The 16,328-nt window shown below is 62.2% G+C and carries 18 protein-coding genes; 9 read left to right on the top strand and 9 right to left on the bottom strand.

What is annotated here, in order from left to right:
- Positions 1-24 precede the first annotated feature (24 nt).
- Complete coding sequence (locus tag NGR_RS21205) at positions 25-1,209, top strand: hypothetical protein (RefSeq protein ID WP_012708527.1); 1,185 nt, start codon at positions 25-27, stop codon at positions 1,207-1,209.
- A 21-nt stretch (positions 1,210-1,230) separates the two neighbouring features.
- Positions 1,231-1,917: a hypothetical protein gene (locus NGR_RS21200; RefSeq protein ID WP_012708526.1), complete on the top strand. Its 687-nt coding sequence runs from the start codon at positions 1,231-1,233 to the stop codon at positions 1,915-1,917.
- A gap of 159 nt (positions 1,918-2,076) precedes the next feature.
- Here NGR_RS21200 and NGR_RS21195 read toward each other — a convergent pair whose 3' ends face one another.
- The 5 genes from NGR_RS21195 to NGR_RS21175 form a co-directional block, all read right to left on the bottom strand.
- Positions 2,077-2,430: an EF-hand domain-containing protein gene (locus NGR_RS21195; protein WP_164924640.1), complete on the bottom strand. Its 354-nt coding sequence runs from the start codon at positions 2,428-2,430 to the stop codon at positions 2,077-2,079.
- A gap of 101 nt (positions 2,431-2,531) precedes the next feature.
- A complete protein-coding gene (locus NGR_RS21190; protein WP_012708524.1) occupies positions 2,532-2,774 on the bottom strand; it encodes a glycine zipper 2TM domain-containing protein in 243 nt (80 codons plus the stop codon).
- Between the two features lie 375 nt (positions 2,775-3,149).
- Positions 3,150-3,824 carry a MerR family transcriptional regulator gene (locus NGR_RS21185; protein WP_012708523.1) on the bottom strand — a complete coding sequence of 225 codons (675 nt, stop codon included), beginning with the start codon at positions 3,822-3,824 and terminating at the stop codon, positions 3,150-3,152.
- 389 nt (positions 3,825-4,213) lie between these two features.
- Complete coding sequence (locus NGR_RS21180; RefSeq protein WP_012708522.1) at positions 4,214-5,308, bottom strand: hypothetical protein; 1,095 nt, start codon at positions 5,306-5,308, stop codon at positions 4,214-4,216.
- Between the two features lie 285 nt (positions 5,309-5,593).
- On the bottom strand, positions 5,594-6,301 hold the full coding sequence (locus NGR_RS21175; protein ID WP_012708521.1) for a DUF899 family protein: 708 nt from the start codon (positions 6,299-6,301) through the stop codon (positions 5,594-5,596).
- Positions 6,302-6,497: 196 nt separating this feature from the next.
- Between NGR_RS21175 and NGR_RS21170 the strand changes: the two genes are divergently transcribed.
- The 3 genes from NGR_RS21170 to NGR_RS21160 all read left to right on the top strand — a co-directional run bounded on the left by NGR_RS21170 (position 6,498) and on the right by NGR_RS21160 (position 9,322).
- Positions 6,498-7,250 (top strand): pyridoxine 5'-phosphate synthase, encoded by a 753-nt coding sequence (locus NGR_RS21170; protein WP_164924388.1) that lies wholly within the window; start codon positions 6,498-6,500, stop codon positions 7,248-7,250.
- Between the two features lie 46 nt (positions 7,251-7,296).
- Positions 7,297-8,727: a PLP-dependent aminotransferase family protein gene (locus NGR_RS21165; RefSeq protein ID WP_012708519.1), complete on the top strand. Its 1,431-nt coding sequence runs from the start codon at positions 7,297-7,299 to the stop codon at positions 8,725-8,727.
- Positions 8,728-8,920: 193 nt separating this feature from the next.
- Entirely contained in the window at positions 8,921-9,322 is a 402-nt protein-coding gene (locus NGR_RS21160) for a DUF983 domain-containing protein (protein ID WP_012708517.1), read from the top strand.
- Positions 9,323-9,342: 20 nt separating this feature from the next.
- On the opposite strand, the gene NGR_RS21155 is transcribed toward NGR_RS21160, so the two are convergent.
- Together NGR_RS21155 and NGR_RS21150 are read right to left on the bottom strand one after the other, a co-directional pair.
- Complete coding sequence (locus NGR_RS21155; RefSeq protein WP_012708516.1) at positions 9,343-9,954, bottom strand: 2-hydroxychromene-2-carboxylate isomerase; 612 nt, start codon at positions 9,952-9,954, stop codon at positions 9,343-9,345.
- 135 nt (positions 9,955-10,089) lie between these two features.
- Entirely contained in the window at positions 10,090-10,977 is an 888-nt protein-coding gene (locus NGR_RS21150) for an SDR family oxidoreductase (protein ID WP_012708515.1), read from the bottom strand.
- Between the two features lie 154 nt (positions 10,978-11,131).
- On the opposite strand from NGR_RS21150, the gene NGR_RS21145 reads away from it, so the two are divergent.
- Complete coding sequence (locus NGR_RS21145) at positions 11,132-11,536, top strand: winged helix-turn-helix transcriptional regulator (RefSeq protein ID WP_012708514.1); 405 nt, start codon at positions 11,132-11,134, stop codon at positions 11,534-11,536.
- Positions 11,537-11,800: 264 nt separating this feature from the next.
- Here NGR_RS21145 and NGR_RS21140 read toward each other — a convergent pair whose 3' ends face one another.
- Complete coding sequence (locus tag NGR_RS21140) at positions 11,801-12,520, bottom strand: aspartate/glutamate racemase family protein (RefSeq protein ID WP_012708512.1); 720 nt, start codon at positions 12,518-12,520, stop codon at positions 11,801-11,803.
- 221 nt (positions 12,521-12,741) lie between these two features.
- On the opposite strand from NGR_RS21140, the gene NGR_RS21135 reads away from it, so the two are divergent.
- From NGR_RS21135 to NGR_RS21125, 3 genes are all read left to right on the top strand, one after another.
- Complete coding sequence (locus NGR_RS21135; protein ID WP_012708511.1) at positions 12,742-13,206, top strand: Lrp/AsnC family transcriptional regulator; 465 nt, start codon at positions 12,742-12,744, stop codon at positions 13,204-13,206.
- Between the two features lie 90 nt (positions 13,207-13,296).
- Positions 13,297-14,565, top strand: a complete 1,269-nt coding sequence (locus NGR_RS21130) for an NAD(P)/FAD-dependent oxidoreductase (RefSeq protein ID WP_012708510.1) — start codon at positions 13,297-13,299, stop codon at positions 14,563-14,565.
- A 64-nt stretch (positions 14,566-14,629) separates the two neighbouring features.
- The gene (locus NGR_RS21125; RefSeq protein WP_164924387.1) at positions 14,630-15,532 is read left to right on the top strand and encodes an aminoglycoside phosphotransferase family protein; all 903 of its coding nucleotides are present in this window, start codon (positions 14,630-14,632) and stop codon (positions 15,530-15,532) included.
- Between the two features lie 20 nt (positions 15,533-15,552).
- Here the strand turns inward: NGR_RS21125 and NGR_RS21120 are convergent, their stop codons facing one another.
- Positions 15,553-16,263 (bottom strand): thermonuclease family protein, encoded by a 711-nt coding sequence (locus NGR_RS21120; RefSeq protein WP_012708508.1) that lies wholly within the window; start codon positions 16,261-16,263, stop codon positions 15,553-15,555.
- Between the last annotated feature and the right edge of the window lie 65 nt (positions 16,264-16,328).

The following is a 16,328-nucleotide window of genomic DNA, read 5'->3' as shown; positions in this document are numbered from 1 at the left end:
ACCGACCGAGGGGGCAATTGTGCGATGCGTTTGCTTCGGAATGAGGCCCTAGAGTCTGGTGATGCGCGCCTAGGCACGCGCTTCTGGATATTCCCCCAACCCCCTTTCATTCCGGGATACGAGCAGCCGGATCGTGTCTGGCTGCCGATCTTGCGGGACGAGATCGGTCCGGGGCCAAGCGACGCGTTGATGTATGTGGTCGATCCGCTCTCGGACAAGCAGCCCTATGGCCTTGATAGGCTGCCGCCCTTCGATGGGGCGAGGCGATCCCCGGCAGGGCCGGGTCCGGACCGCCACTTCGACAATGTATCGCCGACGTCACGGGAATTCCTCTCCGTGCACGCCTATGCCTGCGTGCACTTCGTTCTCGACATATGGCAGAGCTATCTCGGCCGGCCGGTTCGATGGTTTTTCGATCAGACTTTTCCTCGCCTCGAAATCGTGGCCTTTGTGAACTGGGACAATGCGCAGGCGGGCTACGGCTTCCTGGAACTGGGGTGTTCGGATACCGACGGGATTCTGCGTCCCTATGCGCTGAATTTCGATACGATTGCCCACGAGGTCGGACATCTGATCCTCCTGTCCGAAACCGGCGTGCCGGCGATAGTTTCGCGCGCAGCAGACTTCTTTCCGTTTTCGGAGGCGTTTTCGGACGCCGTGTCGTTGATCTCGTTCCTGCATTTCGGCTCGGCCATCGACCGATTGCTGCGCCGGACGCGGGGCAATCTGCTGCTCTATAACGAGCTCAATCGCTTTGCCGAAACGAGCCCCGAAGCCCAGGTGCGGCTCGCGACCAACTTCCGCCGCATGTCGGACGTGACCGGCGAGGTGCACGACCGTGCGCTCCCCTTTGTCGGCGCCATCTTCGATACCATTGTCGAGCTTTATCATCGCGAACTGGTCGCGCGGGATTGTGCCGATAGTCGGCTTCTCGACATTGACCTGCGCGGGTTGAGCCAGCGTGACTTCGACGAGTTCCGCGCCGCGACAGCCGAGGCCTTTCAGATGAAGCCGCTGATTTTCGAACTGGCGTTGGCGTCCGCCCGCGACACGGTCGGACAGGCGCTTGGGGCTTCGTTGCGGACGCTCGATCCGACAACGATGCGATTGGATCAGGCCGCAACCGCGGTCATCGCCGCCGCCCAAGGCGGGGCTGCGGAGGTGCTGGAAGCAAATTTCGCATGGCGTGAGATTATCGGTCGAAGGTGAAGCCAGGAAAAGGAGAGGAACATGAGTGATTGTTGCAACCATCCCGGCGTGGGGAACCAGGCGAAGGGCCTCGAGGCTCCACACTATGACGCTTACAATCCAAGCGAGGTGCGTCTTTATGGCCGCCCCGCTGTCACTCTATCGATATTCACGCCCGAGGAAATCGGGGAACTCGACGTCAGTCTCGAAGAGGAACTGAGGGGTCGTGAAATTAAAGCCGAAGACAAGAAGCTGATCTCTGGCATCATCAGACGTGTTGCCCAGAAGAAGTTGATTGACCTGTTTCAGCAGCAGATCGTATTGGCTTTGGTTGATGAGACGCAAGCTGAAGTCTTAAAGCTCACGGTAGAGATAAATATTCCATCGCGCAATTTTCGTGGAGACGACAGCAAATATATCAAGAGCATTGGCGTAATTTACGGCTATGCCTATGAAGGCCATTGCTACAAGTTGCCGAAGCCGCAAATCATGTATCTGCCCGCAGAGCCAAGGGAAATCCTTGGCGGTGATTGCGGGTGCGATTGTGGATATGTTCCGGAACTGGGCTACGCCGTCTGGCAGATTGACAAGCTTGAACGTGTCATTGCTCTCGACGTCCGCTCAGATGATGTGAAAACGCTTGTCCTGGACGAAAACATGCCGGGCAGCCGCTCGCCGATGGCCTACGCACAAACCATGGCGCTAGCGCCGGCTCGGCACCGCGATTGAGATGTGCGCCGATACCTCGCCCGGTCCGTGGAGGCCGCTACTGCATGTTTCCTTAAATCGTAGCCGATTTGAGGATAAAAACATGCAGCGACTCAAAGTGCTACAGCGTCCTGAGTGCGTCTGAAAAGACGCACGGCGCTGTAGGCGCGTTCATGCTTCCTATTGCAGGCTGCCGTCGCCGCTGCGGTCGGCCGCCTGGAAATCCGCCATGACCCTGTTCAGGAACTCGCTCTGGCTGAGCTTGCCGTCGCCGTTCGTGTCGGTGGCGGCAAATTGCTGAGCGTTCAGTGCCTGCGCCACTTCGCCGGAGCGCAGGCTGCCATCCTTGTTCTTGTCCAGACCTGCAAAGGCCATTGTCATGAATGCCTGGTACTCGGACCGGTCGACCGATCCGTTTCGGTCACGGTCGAGGCGATCCATTTGCCCCTGGTTCATTGCCGCAGACTGAGCCTGCGCGGCGGCCGGAACAAGCTGGCAAAGCACGAGTGCCGTCGAAAGAACGAGTTTTCGCATCATGGCGGCTCTCCGCTAGAGCATTTTGCAGTCAGGTGGAATCACCTGACGTCGCACAAATGCGGCAAAAAACAAAGGTTTAGAGCGGAGCGCATCCCGCTCTAATAGGCGCAGGTCAAGGCATTGCCGGCCGCGCTGCCGAGCGTGGCGCCGCCGCCAACGGCCCAGAGCTGACCGGTTCCCGATCCGATGGTCGCGCCGACCACGCCGCCGACGATCGCGCCGCCGACCGTCCCGGCAATGCAGCCGAACTCGTTGCGTCCCCCTTGGGATGTCGCAGCGGATTGGCACCCGGATAAGGCGAGGGCGCCAGCGAAAATGATGATTACGGTAGGCTTGCTCATTTTTTCCTCCAATACCTTCGTCCGAAAGCAATAAGAATCGGCGGAAGCGCCATTGTTGGCGTCGGATGTAAATAAGCTTCTGAATATGTCTCCCGAAGTGCGGGAAGCTCTTCTGATTGGTCAGAAGCAGCATGACGACGAAACATACAGTCTGTCGACGAGACGTCCGCAACTGCGCGCAAATACTACTGCCACGGACGGATGATGACAACTCTTTGGGGCCATCGGGCCTCAGAAGCGCCGCCGCCTACTGCATGTTTCCTTAAATCGCAGCCGATTTGAGCACAGGAACATGCAGCATTTCAAAGTGCTACAGCGTCCTTGGTGCGTCTGAAAAGACGCACGGCGCGGTAGAGCGACAGCGCGTTCGACGTGCTATTCCGAGGCGATCATGCCGGCAAGCACGGCCTTCGCAACCGCCTGGAAGCGGTTTTGAGCATCGAACTTGCGGATAATGCCGGATTCGAGGGTGAGGGCCGCGGTGATGTCCATGCCCATCAGCTGCGCGATCCGCGCGGCAGGGTGCCCGGCGGCCATCAGGCCAAGGCATTCGCTTTCGATAGGCGACAGATGGATCTGCCCGGGTGCAGGATCAGTACGCCCACTGGACCCGGTTTCGAGCAGTTCGGCAATCCGTTGCATCTGCCGGCGCAAGTTCGACTGTTGGGCTCCAAGTTCGCGGCGGCGCGACTGCAGCGCCGCCTCGAAGATCCGGTCGGCCTCCGTCTGGCTTTGCGCCGCGTCAAGCGCCGCCATCAGGTCCTGGATCGTGGCAACCGGCATGTCGATCTCCCGGCACGCGTTGATCACGGCCATGCGGCGGATATGCCCTTCGCCATAGACACGCATGGGACCAAGGCGCGCGGCGTTCAGCAGTCCCTTCTCCTCGTAGAAATGCAAAGTCCGGTGCGTCACCCCAAAAGCCTCGGCCATTTCGGCAATGGCGAGCCGGTCGTCCGAGCCGAAATAAGGAGTGGGCAGCTTCGGCAGAAAACCGCGCGTGCCCGGCGCTATGCCGACCTCTGCATTCTTCCTTGGATCCTGTGACATTCCGCGCCCCCCGTTTGCCGCGCCGTGACGTCGCGATCAGCCAATCGCAATCGCCGCTACCGGCTGCCTCTCGGGGCACATCGTGCGCGTGGCACGACTACTGCAGACCAATGTGCTTGCCCTTCACCCGGCGCGGCGCTTTCGAGGCGCGGTGCTGTCGTGAGGGGCTGGAGCTCCTTGCGCGTTCATCCGAACGTGCCGTGCCCCAACGGGCGAACCAGGCATCTAAATTCCAACGCACGGGTCACGGTAAGTGCGAATCAGCGAAATTAACAGCCCCCAATATTGCGGGTAAAATATTGGCGAGCTCGGGCGCCCAAGAATATGGAAGTTGGATGCTTCCTTGCCGAAGCATCGGATTTGGAAATACTTGCAGCAACTCCGGATTCTCAGTGGCCGAAGAGCTGGTGCGGCCGGCTTGCCGAGAGAATGAAGAGAGGCTCGTCGCCCTTCAACGGGGCAAGTTCCTGCTGGCACGACCAGGCCTCCTGAAAGGTCTCGCGCGTCAGGAGCTTCTTGTAGCGCGCCGTCGTCACCATGCACCGCATCAATGTGCTCTGCAGCCCCTCCGTGGCGGCGTGGGCGTAGATTTCGCCGTCGAGGCCGAAAAGCTGAGCGGCAAGGGACGTCGTCCTGTAGAGAATATCGGCTTCACTTGCCAGCTGTTGCGCGCCAATGAAGTCCTGCCGGAGCGGCACGGCTTCGCCGTCGTGCGAAAGCGTGACGCGAACTCCGGGCTCCGGCGTATCGTGCCAGGCGATCGTAACGGAGAAGGCGAGCGCCGGATTCAAGGAGCCGGTCGCGCCGGAAGAGCCGGTCACATCTGCGGAGGTGAGGGTCTTGTGGCGGAGCGCGGCGGCTCGCAACACTTCGGCGAAATGCTCCGCATTCCCATGCTCCGCGTCGACGATGAAGCGAACGGAGGGAAGGCCGCGGACAGCGGCCATCGGGCCGTTCGCAAGCTTGGCTTCCGCGGCGAAGTCGAGCGCTACTTTCGGTGACGGCAGCGGGGTGAACAACAGAAGCGGAAGGACCGTCAGCACCGCCCAGGGGGAGGAGAAGGGAGTGGGTTGCCAGGCGGGCCGGCGCCTGGCGGGACGGGCAGCCGTGGCTGCTCGCACCGGAACTTCCGCAACAGCTTCACGCAGCCGGTACTCCGGCACATAGGTTCCCTTCGGGATGCTGATCTGCCATTTCTCGCCGGACCCCTCGGCTTCGTAGAAGCCTTTCAGCAACTTGCGCAACTTTCCGGCATGGACGCGCACGAGAGGATCGCTATCGGCATCGAAAGCCTGGCCGCGTCCGAAGACGTCGACCGCGATGGAGTAGCCTTTCAATTGCCCGGCTTCGCCGACGATCTCCCTCTCGACCACATAGGTCAGGAAAGCACGCAGACGCTCGGAGCGCTGAAAGCCCTTGCTGTCGAGAATCCGGCCGAGCGCCGACCGGATCGACTCGTCACAGGGCCTTTCGGCTGGCATCATCAATGGCTCCGGAAGAAAAGGCGCTACGCCGTGAGAAGCGGACAGTTTTAACCTGATTCGAGATTTAGGACCAAAAAATGGTGCTTGTCAGGTTTAGCAACAAGAAATGTCAGGTTTTTCTGAAATGGACCGATTCCGAAGTGGGTTGGGGCGCCGTCGCACTTTCAGGTGCTGCATGTTTTTGTCCTTAAATCGGCTGCGATTTTAAGGAAGGATGCAGTAGAGGCAAGGGGCACGGCCGGATGTCCGTGCCCCGTTTGATGTGCTCAACCGGGATCGTGCAGGCTAAGCGCGCCGATAGTCCAGTTTAGGATACCAATCCGTCCCGCGGCCCTCCGGCGTCGTGTCGAGCAGGTGCCACAGCGGGTCGGGGTCGGGTGCGCCGCGTGGATCCTGACCGGGATCGGCCATTTCGCCATTCATCTCGCCGCTCCAAAAATGCCGGATCGTGCCATCGCGGCGGGTGAAAACCGTATAGCCAGGGACGTCGGCGTCTTCGGCGCTGACATAATCGCGGGTAAAGCTACCCTCGCTGTCGGAATAGACCTTCAACTGGGTCCAGTCGCGCGCCTTCTTGGCTTCAAGGAGCCGCTCGATCGGCGAGCGGGCGACCATCGCCAGAGCGATGCGTTGCTCGATGTCCGGTACCTTGCCCTCAAAGGCGGCCATCAGCGACGTGCACATGGGGCAGGGCTTCTCGCGCTTCGGGCCAAACATGTAGCTGTAGACGATGAGCGTGTCCTTGTCCCCAAAGAGGTCGGCGAGCGTCACGGAGCCGTTCTCCCCCTCGAAAACATAGGTCCGCGGCACTTCGCCACCCGGCGGCAACTGCCTGCGCTGCGCAGCCACCCGCTCGATGTGGCGGCGGAGTTCGATTTCCTCGGCAAGCAACGCGTTGCGTGCCTGGCGGTACTCGGCACTCTCATTCGGGAAGCGGGCGCGGTTCCTTGCGGCAAGGTCCGATGCGGGGACGAGTGGGGCCTGCGTCGTCATGATGTTCTCCTCCGAAGTTGCGACATGCTGCCCGGTCAGCGAATAAGGTTGATATCAACATAATAAGGGGATGTCAAAACGCCCTGGACGAAACCGTGCAAAGGCCGATTCCGATCTTGCAAAATCTGCGGTAGAACTGCGACGATCGATTTGGTCGCCGGCGCTCGTTCGAGTGCATCGCTTTGAAAGTATCGATATGCCCGCAAAGCTTTCCGTGAATCTCAATGCCATCGCCATGCTGCGCAACCGGCGCGATCTCCCATGGCCTTCTGTGACCGGCGTCGGCCGGATCGCGCTTCAAGCCGGCGCGAGTGGACTGACGGTCCATCCGCGACCCGATCAGCGGCACATCCGGTTTTCCGACCTGCAACCGATCCGCGACCTGATCGACGACGAGTTCCCGGAGGCGGAGTTCAACATGGAAGGCTACCCCAACGAGGAGTTTCTCCAACTCGTCGAACGCCACGAGCCGGAGCAGGTGACGCTGGTGCCCGACGACCCGACACAGGCGACCTCCGACCATGGCTGGAATTTTCGCGAGAACCGAGCCCTGCTCGCCAGCGTGGTGGGGCGCCTTAAGAAGAAAGGCTTTCGCGTATCGCTGTTTGCCGATGGTGACCCGGATCCGGAAGCGCTGAAGTTCGCCAGGGAGACCGGCGCCGATCGCATCGAACTCTACACGGGGCCCTATGGCGGCTGCCACGACGATCCCGACGGGGCCGAGCGGATCGCCGGCGAACTCGGCCGCACGGCCGAAATCGCAATCGGCCTCGGCCTCGGCGTCAATGCGGGACACGATCTGAGGGTCGCCAACCTGCCGTTGCTCGTCAAGCACATCCCGGCACTTGCCGAAGTGTCGATCGGCCACGGCCTGACGGCCGACGCGCTGGAATACGGCATGGCGGAGACGGTGCGTCGCTTCCGCCGCGCCTGCGGCGAGGCGGTATAGGGCTCGCGGGAGCCCCTCATCAGCGACTTGCTTGGTGAGTGCATCCATGCAATATCCATACATTATGAAAAGGATATCGCATGGCAAGGATCGCGGAAGCCTTTCGTGGATGCCGGAGCTTGGCAGGATGCGCGGGCCGCTCTACCTCGCCATCGCCGAACAGATTGCTGCCGACGTCGCGGCAGGGCGCCTGCCGGCCGGGACACGTTTGCCGCCGCAGCGGGCGCTTGCGGCCGCACTCGGCATCGATTTCACCACCGTCAGCCGTGCCTACAACGAGGCGCGGCGGCGCGGCTCGATCGAGGGTCGGGTCGGGCAAGGCACCTATGTGAGGGCGCGACCGAGAGGTGTCGGTAGTTCGTCGCCGGCCGGGCTCGTCGACATGAGCATGAATCTGCCGCCGCTCTTCGATGACCCGCCGCTTGCGGAAAGGATGTGGGGCGATATCGCCGACTTGCAGCACGAGCAGGGCCTTGCCCTGCTGATGCGCTATCAACCCGTTGGTGGTGCGCGGCAAGACCGGGCCGCAGGCGCGACCTGGCTGAAGCCGCGGCTCGGCGAAGTCTCGCCGGAGCGAGTGCTGGTCTGCCCCGGAGCGCAAGGGGCGCTGCTTGCAACCCTTGGCCTGCTGGCGACGAAGGGGGACAGGATCTGTGCCGAGGCGCTCGCCTATCCCGGTCTTCGTTCGGTGGCGGCGTATCTCGGCATCGACGTCCTGAGAGTTGCAATGGACGAATGGGGCCTTGTGCCGGAAGCTTTCGAGGCCGCGTGCCTCGAGCATCGGCCGAAGGTGCTTTACTGCAATCCGACGCTGCACAATCCGACAACCGCTACGCTGCCCTTGAAACGGCGCGAGGCAATCGTAGCGATTGCGCGAAGGCACAGCGTTGCGATCATAGAGGATGACGCCTATGGCGCGTTGCCGGCAGCGCCCGTGCCGCCGCTTGCAGCCCTTGCTCCGGATATCGTCCATCACGTGGCGGGGCTGGCCAAATGCCTCTCGCCTGCACTGCGGATCGCCTATCTGGTCGTGCCGGATTCAACGGCCGCCGTTCGCCTGGAAAGCGCCATTCGCGCCACGGCCGGCATGGCATCGCCGCTTTCGGCAGCGATTGCCACCCGTTGGGTGGAGGATGGCACGGCACAAGCGGTGCTGGCGGCCATACGCAGCGAAGCGGGGCGCCGCCAGCAGATGGTTGCCGACAGACTGCCCGACGCCGATGTCCTGGCCGACCGCGAGGGTTTTCACCTGTGGCTGAGATTGCCGCCCCAATGGAGCCGCGGCGAGTTTACCGCCCGGCTCAGGGCTCTGGGCGTCAATGTCGTGGCGAGCGATGCCTTCGCGCTTTCGGATCCTCCGGAGGCCGTGCGTCTCGGCCTCGGCGCGCCGGAGACGCGGGCCGAACTGCAGCGAAGCCTCGACGTCATTTCCGATCTTCTCGCACGATCGCCGGCGGCGCTCAGTCTCGTCGTCTGAAGGCGCGTTCGTATTTCCAAGGCGTTTTGTCTGCAGGCGGGCGGAATTGTCGCAGTCGTGCATGCATACAATGTTAGAAGTGTATGTTATGTATGGTTCCTGCCTGATGCCGCGGCGGCGCCCGACCTCTGGAACGTCCGGCCCTGGGCCCCTGGTTCGCGCATGCCTGCGGAAAACCTGAAAAGGAAGAATGATGTCTTCAAACGATGAGTGGACGCCCCGGTCGCCACTGCACACGGGTTTGCGTGGTCGCTGCCCGCGCTGCGGGCAGGGGCACCTGTTCAAGGGATTCTTGGCGCTCCGGGAAGAGTGCGAGGTCTGCGGCCTCGACTATTCCTTCGCCGACCCGGCCGATGGCCCCGCTTTCTTCGTGATTTGCTTCGCCTGCGTGCCCAGCGTGTTTCTCGGCGTCTGGCTGGAAGTGCAATACAATGCGCCGCTCTGGGTGCATTTGTTGGTGACGGGGCCGTTCATGCTCCTGACCTGCATCCCGCCGTTGAGGCCGCTGAAGGGCTGGCTGGTCGCCAGCCAGTTCTTCTACAAGGCCGAAGAGGGGAAACTGGTGCGGAAGTCAGACGCAACGCCGGCTCGATGAGCCGCACTAGGCACCGAAGCTCACCCCGGGTTCCCCTGGTCCAGATTGTGCTGCCATTCGATCGCGTCCTCCAGGCGATCGTGGCCCCAGAACAGTTCGCCATCGGCGACGAAGGAGGGCGAACCGAAGATGTCGATCTTCTTCGCCTCGCTGGTCGCTGCGTTTAGCGCCTCGGCAACGGCGCCGGTGCTTGCCTGTTTGAGCACGCGGACAGGGTCTTGCCCCGCTTCCTCGATACTCCTCGAGATGTTCGGCTCGCTGCCGGCGGGCTCACGGTCGACGAACCAGCGCCGGTAGGTTGCGATCGTGTAGGCGGAGCACCAGCCTTCCTTGGCGGCGAGCACCGCGACGCGGTTCGCAAGTGCGAGGTCGGCAAGCGGATAGGGGATCGGCAATCTCACCGGCAGGCCGAACTTCGCGGCACGCCGCTCGATATCGCGCCACATATAGGCGGCCTTGAGCGGCTTGTCGGCGAAAGGCCCGTCATTTGCCTCGGCCTGGATCGCGCGGAGGTCGAAGGGCCTCCAACGAACATCGACGCCCGCCCTTTCGGCGACCTCCGGCAGCCGCATCACGGCGAGAAAGGTATAGGGGCTTCCTATCGAGAACCAGAAGTCGACCGGTGCGGTCATCGTTCTTCCTCCAATCCGACCGAGCCTCACGATAGCACGCTGAGGCGGGAGGGTGGCGGAAATACGGGCTTCGGGGCAAGCATGACGAGAAGGCCCGGCTGCGGACGCCGGGCCGGTCGTCATCGCGACCAATTGTTACTGGTTAAGAGCGGCCTTGTTTGCCGCGAGGAAAGCCGACAGCCCGACCGGAGCTCTGCCGGTGAGGGTGGCCACGTCACTGGTCACCACGTCGAAATGACCTTCACGCGTATTGGTGTCGAACGACACGAGGATCGGCACGAAGAAGTCAGGGAGCCCGGCGCCCTTGAGGCCGCCTGCCAGAGCCTCGTCGGAAATGTGGACGACGTCCAGCGTCTTGCCGGTGGCTTCGGCGACGAGGGTGGCGATCTCCGCGGTCGTGAGAGCCTGGGCTCCGGTCAGCGTATAAATGCGGCTTTCCGTCGAGCCCGATTCCAGCGCGGCCGCGGCGGCCTTGGCGAGGTCGTCGCGCGCCACATGGGAGATCCGGCCTTCGCCGGCCGACGAGAACCATTGCCCGGACTGAAGCGCATGCGGCAGCGCCAGGAACAGGTTTTCCATGTACCAGGCATTGCGCAGGATCGTATAGGGGATGCCGCTCGCCTTGATGGCGTTTTCGGTGCCGAGATGATCGACGGCAAAGGGGATGACCGAGTTTTCCGGATTGGGCATGGACGTATAGAGGATGTGCCTGACGCCGGCCTTTTTGGCTGCGTCGACGGCGGCGAGATGCTGCTTCAACCGCTTGCCCGGCTCGTCCAGCGTGTCGGTCGAGATGATGAGGAGCCGGTCGGCGCCGGCAAAAGCCTTCTCGAGCGATTGCGGGTCGTCGAAACTGGCGGCGCGGGTTTCGATGCCCTTGGCGGCATAATCGGCGAGTCTGGCGGTGTCGCGGCTGGTGGCGATGATATCGGACGGCTTCGTCTTGCCGGAGGCGAGAAGCGCATCGAGTACGAGTTTGCCGAGCTGACCTGCAGCACCGGTTACGAGCAATGTCTGGGACATGATCTTCCTTTCACTCTGCTTTCCAGCTTCGCAATGCCACTACCGGGTCATGCCGAATGCTGGTCTCGTTTTGAGAGTTGCTCTTATCCCGTAATCTGCTAAGAGCTGTAAAGGAGGCAGTTTTTTCTGCGAAGGTTACGGAAAGGGTACCGCCATGAACAAGGCGACCGGCGGCGTGAAAGGCAAGCGTGTGGCAATCGTCTGCGGTATGCCGCTCGATATCGACAATTGCCCGGTACGGGATGTGATGGACAATATCGGCGGCAAGTGGAATTCGCTGATGTTCCTGTCACTTGCCGATGGACCGTTGCGCTTTTCACAGCTCCGCCGGCTGATCCCGGACATTTCCCAGCGGATGCTCACACAGACGCTCCGCGACCTGCAGCGCGACGGCTATCTGAGCCGCACCGTCTATCCGACGCAGCCGCCGAGCGTTGAATACAGCCTCACCGATCTCGGCCGATCATTCCTGCCCGTCCTCAGGCTGTTCGTCGATTGGTCGCTTGAAAATCACGACGCGATCCGCAAGGCGCGCGCTGAGTTCGACGAGGTGCCGTAGGCGGATTGTCGCCACATGCCTGTGGTACTGCCGCGTTCATGGCAGTTGGTATTGCAATTGGCGTCGGTGTCGGCGCAACCCTAGGAGTTGCGCTCGATGACGTCCCGCTCGGTATCACCATCGGCATTGCTCTTGGTGCCGCGGTGGGGATGTATCAGCGGCGGTAAGGTGCGCGCCTCCGGAATTTCGACGGACATCGCCGTGGCATCGACAACGCCCGGGGGAGCGGGCGTTGTCTTGCCTTGAACCCCCGTGGTCGTTCGGTCAGGCAGCGCAGACTACCTTTCGGTCGAGGAGCGCGAAATCAACCGCTGCGTCGGCGTGAATAGCCGTGGAATCGAAGCCCGGCAGCGGCAGGTTGGCCGGGTCGAGGATCAGGCAGATCTCGGTGCAGCCGAGAATGACCGCATCGGCGCCTTCTGCCTTCGCGGTTTCGATCAGCGTCATCAGTGCTTCGCGCGAAGTGTCCAGTACCTTGCCGGCGCAGAGCTCGTCGAAAATGATTTCGTGGGTCAGCTTGCGGCCGTCGGCGTCGGGAACGATCAGATCTATGCCGTGCGCCTTCATGCGCTCGGCATAGAAGCCGTGCTCCATGGTATAGCGGGTGGCGAGCAGCAGCGGCCGGCGGCTGCCTCTTTCCTTGAGACGAAGTGCGGTCTCGTCGATGATGTTGATCAGCGGGATATCGACGGAAGCCGCGACGGCGTCGGCGATCAGGTGCATGGTGTTGGTGCAGATCAGCACGCAATCGGCCCCGCCGGATTGAAGGGCGCGGGCAACCTCGGACAGACGCCCGGCCGCCTCGTCCCAGCGCCCGGCCTTCTGCAGATCGACGATTTTCTGGAAGTCGACGGAATGAAGCAGCACCTCCGCCGAATGCAATGCGCCCAGCCGCTCGCGAACGGCCTCGTTGACCATCCGGTAGTAGACCGCCGAACTTTCGAAGCTCATGCCGCCGATGAGGCCGATCTTACGCATTTCCATCAACTCGCTCCCTTTTCGCATATGATTGTTGGAACTGAAACGGGAAGAGCGCGTTGCCACTTTCCGATCTCGTTCCAGCGGTAAGATTATGACCCGAGTCGGGTTGGATTTGTTTGCTTTGAGGGCTATCTAAGAAGAAAATCTCAAGAGTTTTTTGCGTCGCTTGTTCAGTTCATGCAAATTTCAGGCGTCGCTGTGGCGTTGGGTGAGGAGTAAAGGGCGTGCTGGACGAAAGGGACCGTAAACTTCTCACACTTCTGCAGGAAGATGCGAGCGTTGCGATGGGCGATCTTGCCGAGCGGGTGAACCTTTCCCTGTCGGCCTGTTCGCGTCGCATCCAGCGGCTGGAAGAGGGGGGCTATGTGGCCAGACGCATCGTCGTTCTCGACCGAGAAAAGATGGGCGTACCCACGACGGTCTTCGCGCTCATCAAGACGGCACATCACTCCGATGAGTGGATCGAGACGTTCCGGCGAGCGATCAGCGACATTCCCGAAATCGTCGAGGCGCACCGGTTGACCGGCAACTACGACTATATCGTCAAGGTTGTCCTGCCGCGAGTCGAGCAATATGACATGGTCTACAAGCAGATCGTGCGTAAGGTGGAGCTTTTCGACGTTACGGCCTCGATCTCCATGGAAGTCCTGAAAAGCGGGACGGCGGTTCCGGTCCGGTACGCCGAATGACGTCTACGGCGCGGCATTGCGCCTTGCAAGCGTCGGCGCCGGAGCGAAGGCTGCCGACGCGGTGTCTATTCAGCGAACGAGGCAGCAGCCATGCAGGAGAAACATCACGTGGTGGTCGTGGGCGGCGGCTTCGGCGGGCTGCAACTTGTCCATGATCTGAAGGGCGCGCCGGTCCGCATCACCCTCATCGATCGGCGCAATCACCACCTCTTTCAACCGCTGCTCTATCAGGTCGCGACCACCATTCTGGCGACCTCCGAGATCGCCTGGCCGATCCGCCATCTTTACCGCGACCGCCCGGAGGTGACGACGCTGCTCGGCGAGGTGCAGGGCATCGATAGAGCGGCGAAGGCAGTCACGCTCGCGAGTGGCCGGGCAATTCCCTACGACACTCTGGTGCTCGCGACCGGTGCGACGCATGCTTATTTCGGCCACGATGAATGGGCCCACGTGGCGCCGGGACTGAAGACGCTCGAGGATGCGACGACCATTCGCCGGCGCGTGTTGCTCGCATTCGAGCAGGCCGAGAGCGAGGAGGACCCCGCCAGGCGCGATGCGCTGTTGACCTTCACGATTATCGGGGCGGGTCCGACGGGTGTGGAACTTGCCGGCATCATCGCCGAAATGGCGCACCGAACCTTGCCGGACGAGTTCCGCCGCATCGATACGCGCCAGGCGCGCGTGATACTTGTCGAAGCGGGACCGCGCATTCTGCCGGCCTTCGCCGAAGAGCTTTCCGCCTATGCGATGGCCGAGCTTGGGAAGCTCGGCGTGGAAGTGCGCACCGGCACGCCGGTAACGGATTGCACGGCGGGCGGCGTGAGGATCGGCGATAGCTTCGTTGCCAGCTGCACGCTCGTGTGGGCGGCCGGTGTTCAGGCTTCCCCGGCCGCAAAATGGCTCGGGATCGACGCTGATCGCGCAGGCCGTGCCATGGTCGATCAGGATCTTACCGCGCCGGACAACCCGGATGCCTTCGTGATCGGCGACACGGCGTTGATCAAGCAGGAGAATGGTGCGCCGGTGCCGGGCATCGCGCCCGCTGCCAAGCAGCAGGGCGCCTATGTGGCCCGGGTGATCCGCGCCCGTCTCGACGGGCAGCCGGCGCCCGGTCCCTTCCGCTACCGCCACCAGGGAAGTCTCGCCACCATCGGCAAGCGCGCCGCGATCATCGACTTCGGCCGGATCAAATTGAAGGGAGGGCTTGCCTGGTGGATCTGGGGCATCGCCCATATCTACTTCCTGATCGGTACCCGCAGCCGGTTTGCGGTCGCCTGGAGTTGGTTGTGGATTTATCTAAGCGGCCAGCACAGCGCGCGACTCATTACGCAAAAGGAAGCCCAGCGAAGAGAGGACTAGCCGCGCTGGTTGCAAATTGGTGGCTTTCCACGCAACCTATTGCGCTATGCAGCGACAAGGTTCGATGGCCGCCTCCTCTGACAAGATCGAAATCGACGTATCGCTCGTCAGGCGGCTGATTGCGAAGCAATTTCCGCAATGGACGGACCTGCCGGTGCGGCCGGTTCGGCATGGTGGTTGGGACAACAGGACCTTTCATCTCGGTGATGACTTGGCGGTTCGCCTGCCGAGCGCCGCATCCTATGCCCTCCAGGTCGAGAAGGAGCAGCGCTGGTTGCCGCGGCTGGCGCCGCATCTGCCACTGCCTATTCCTGCGCCAATGGCGATGGGGCGACCGGGCGAGGGCTATCCCTGGCATTGGTCGATCTACCAATGGCGAAAGGGCGAGATTGCGACACATGCTCCGATCACCGATAGGAGCGTCTTTGCGGTGGCGCTTGCCGAGTTCCTGGCCGCGCTGCAGGCTACAAACGCCGATGGCGGGCCGCTACCGGGCCAGCATAATTTCTTCCGCGGCGGTCCGCTGACCGTGTACGAGCATGAAACGCGCTGGGCCCTTGCGGCACTCGAGGGCCGGATCGATACGGACTTAGCGCGTTCCGTTTGGGATGCAGCGCTTGCCGCCAAGTGGATGGGAGAGCCGGTCTGGTTCCATGGCGATGTGAGTTCCGGCAATCTCCTCGTCGAAAACGGCCGTCTGGGCGCTGTGATCGATTTCGGCACGTCCGGTGTCGGCGACCCAGCCTGCGATCTGTCGATCGCCTGGACGATGTTCGACGGCGAGAGCCGCGAGGCGTTTCGCGAGGCACTTCCGCTCGACAGGGGAACCTGGGCGCGTGGCCGTGGCTGGACGCTGTGGAAGGCGCTGATCGTCGCGGCCGAGATGCCGGGCACCGATCGGCTCGAGGTCGAGAAGTCGCGGCGCGTGATTGCCGAAGTCCTCGTCGATCACGCGCGGTTCGATTGAGCTGCAGCGGCTGCGATCGGTCAGCCCGAGGCGCGCGCCGATTGACTGCACCAGCTTGAGGGCCGGCTGGCGCGCTTTCTCACCAGCCCCTCGGACACCAGAATGTCGCCCAGCGACCTGCCGCCTCTCACCACCACGCGCGGTTTGCCCGCCTCTTCGTCGGTGAAGCCCTCCGCCGAAGCGACCAGCGTGAATTTGCCCGCGTTCAGCAACTCGCGCAGTCTCGCCTTCGCATGGGAGCCGCGCGACCGCTCCGCATCGCACTTTGCGTGCTTCGTCTCGGGCGCGTCGATATCGGCGATCAGGATCCTTTCTCCGTTGAAGAGGAACGTATCGCCGTCAATCACGCAGTTGTCGTGGCGAATGCCGCAGAAGAAGAACGTGTTGTGCCCTGCGGGAATTGAAGCAAGCCGCACCGGCGGCTGTTGCATCGGCCTCCCGACGGGTGCCGGTGGGATCAACGCACGATTCGTTGCAATGGAACTCGTATGCTCCTTCGGACGCGGTGTGACGCTCGTCGCCTTTGACTTCGTCTCCGGCTTCGTCCCGGGCGTTGAGGACAGTTCCGCGATTTCTCGCTTGTTCAGCCAGTTCCCGAGCTGTTCCCGATGGTCGTAGCCAACAATGCCGCCGACCAGGATAATGGCGGCGAAATACCAGGGTGTCATTCCGCCCCGGCCGTCTTTCGACCTCGTGCTGCGCCTGCGTCGCGTGGAATTTCCCTTGGCCATCCGATTCGATCCTCAATTGCGGGGGCATTATCGGATCGAGGGGTTGCTGAAAGGTTGTCACGGAT

The sequence above is a fragment of the Sinorhizobium fredii NGR234 genome (assembly GCF_000018545.1).
GTDB classification, from domain to species: Bacteria; Pseudomonadota; Alphaproteobacteria; order Rhizobiales; family Rhizobiaceae; genus Sinorhizobium; species Sinorhizobium fredii_A.
Note: the sequence above shows the minus strand (reverse complement) of the source record. Positions and strands in the feature narration are given on the sequence as shown.

What these genes read in the sequence shown, in the direction of transcription:
- NGR_RS21170 (WP_164924388.1), top strand. Translation starts at nt 6,498, where the DNA reads ATGCCCGCAAAGCTTTCCGTGAATCTCAATGCCATCGCCATGCTGCGC.
- NGR_RS21185 (WP_012708523.1), bottom strand. Translation starts at nt 3,824, where the DNA reads ATGTCACAGGATCCAAGGAAGAATGCAGAGGTCGGCATAGCGCCGGGC.
- NGR_RS21125 (WP_164924387.1), top strand. Translation starts at nt 14,630, where the DNA reads ATGGCCGCCTCCTCTGACAAGATCGAAATCGACGTATCGCTCGTCAGG.
- NGR_RS21180 (WP_012708522.1), bottom strand. Translation starts at nt 5,308, where the DNA reads ATGATGCCAGCCGAAAGGCCCTGTGACGAGTCGATCCGGTCGGCGCTC.
- NGR_RS21150 (WP_012708515.1), bottom strand. Translation starts at nt 10,977, where the DNA reads ATGTCCCAGACATTGCTCGTAACCGGTGCTGCAGGTCAGCTCGGCAAA.
- NGR_RS21165 (WP_012708519.1), top strand. Translation starts at nt 7,297, where the DNA reads ATGCAATATCCATACATTATGAAAAGGATATCGCATGGCAAGGATCGC.
- NGR_RS21140 (WP_012708512.1), bottom strand. Translation starts at nt 12,520, where the DNA reads ATGGAAATGCGTAAGATCGGCCTCATCGGCGGCATGAGCTTCGAAAGT.
- NGR_RS21120 (WP_012708508.1), bottom strand. Translation starts at nt 16,263, where the DNA reads ATGGCCAAGGGAAATTCCACGCGACGCAGGCGCAGCACGAGGTCGAAA.
- NGR_RS21145 (WP_012708514.1), top strand. Translation starts at nt 11,132, where the DNA reads ATGAACAAGGCGACCGGCGGCGTGAAAGGCAAGCGTGTGGCAATCGTC.
- NGR_RS21155 (WP_012708516.1), bottom strand. Translation starts at nt 9,954, where the DNA reads ATGACCGCACCGGTCGACTTCTGGTTCTCGATAGGAAGCCCCTATACC.
- NGR_RS21160 (WP_012708517.1), top strand. Translation starts at nt 8,921, where the DNA reads ATGTCTTCAAACGATGAGTGGACGCCCCGGTCGCCACTGCACACGGGT.
- NGR_RS21190 (WP_012708524.1), bottom strand. Translation starts at nt 2,774, where the DNA reads ATGAGCAAGCCTACCGTAATCATCATTTTCGCTGGCGCCCTCGCCTTA.
- NGR_RS21200 (WP_012708526.1), top strand. Translation starts at nt 1,231, where the DNA reads ATGAGTGATTGTTGCAACCATCCCGGCGTGGGGAACCAGGCGAAGGGC.
- NGR_RS21195 (WP_164924640.1), bottom strand. Translation starts at nt 2,430, where the DNA reads ATGCGAAAACTCGTTCTTTCGACGGCACTCGTGCTTTGCCAGCTTGTT.
- NGR_RS21205 (WP_012708527.1), top strand. Translation starts at nt 25, where the DNA reads ATGCGTTTGCTTCGGAATGAGGCCCTAGAGTCTGGTGATGCGCGCCTA.
- NGR_RS21130 (WP_012708510.1), top strand. Translation starts at nt 13,297, where the DNA reads ATGCAGGAGAAACATCACGTGGTGGTCGTGGGCGGCGGCTTCGGCGGG.
- NGR_RS21175 (WP_012708521.1), bottom strand. Translation starts at nt 6,301, where the DNA reads ATGACGACGCAGGCCCCACTCGTCCCCGCATCGGACCTTGCCGCAAGG.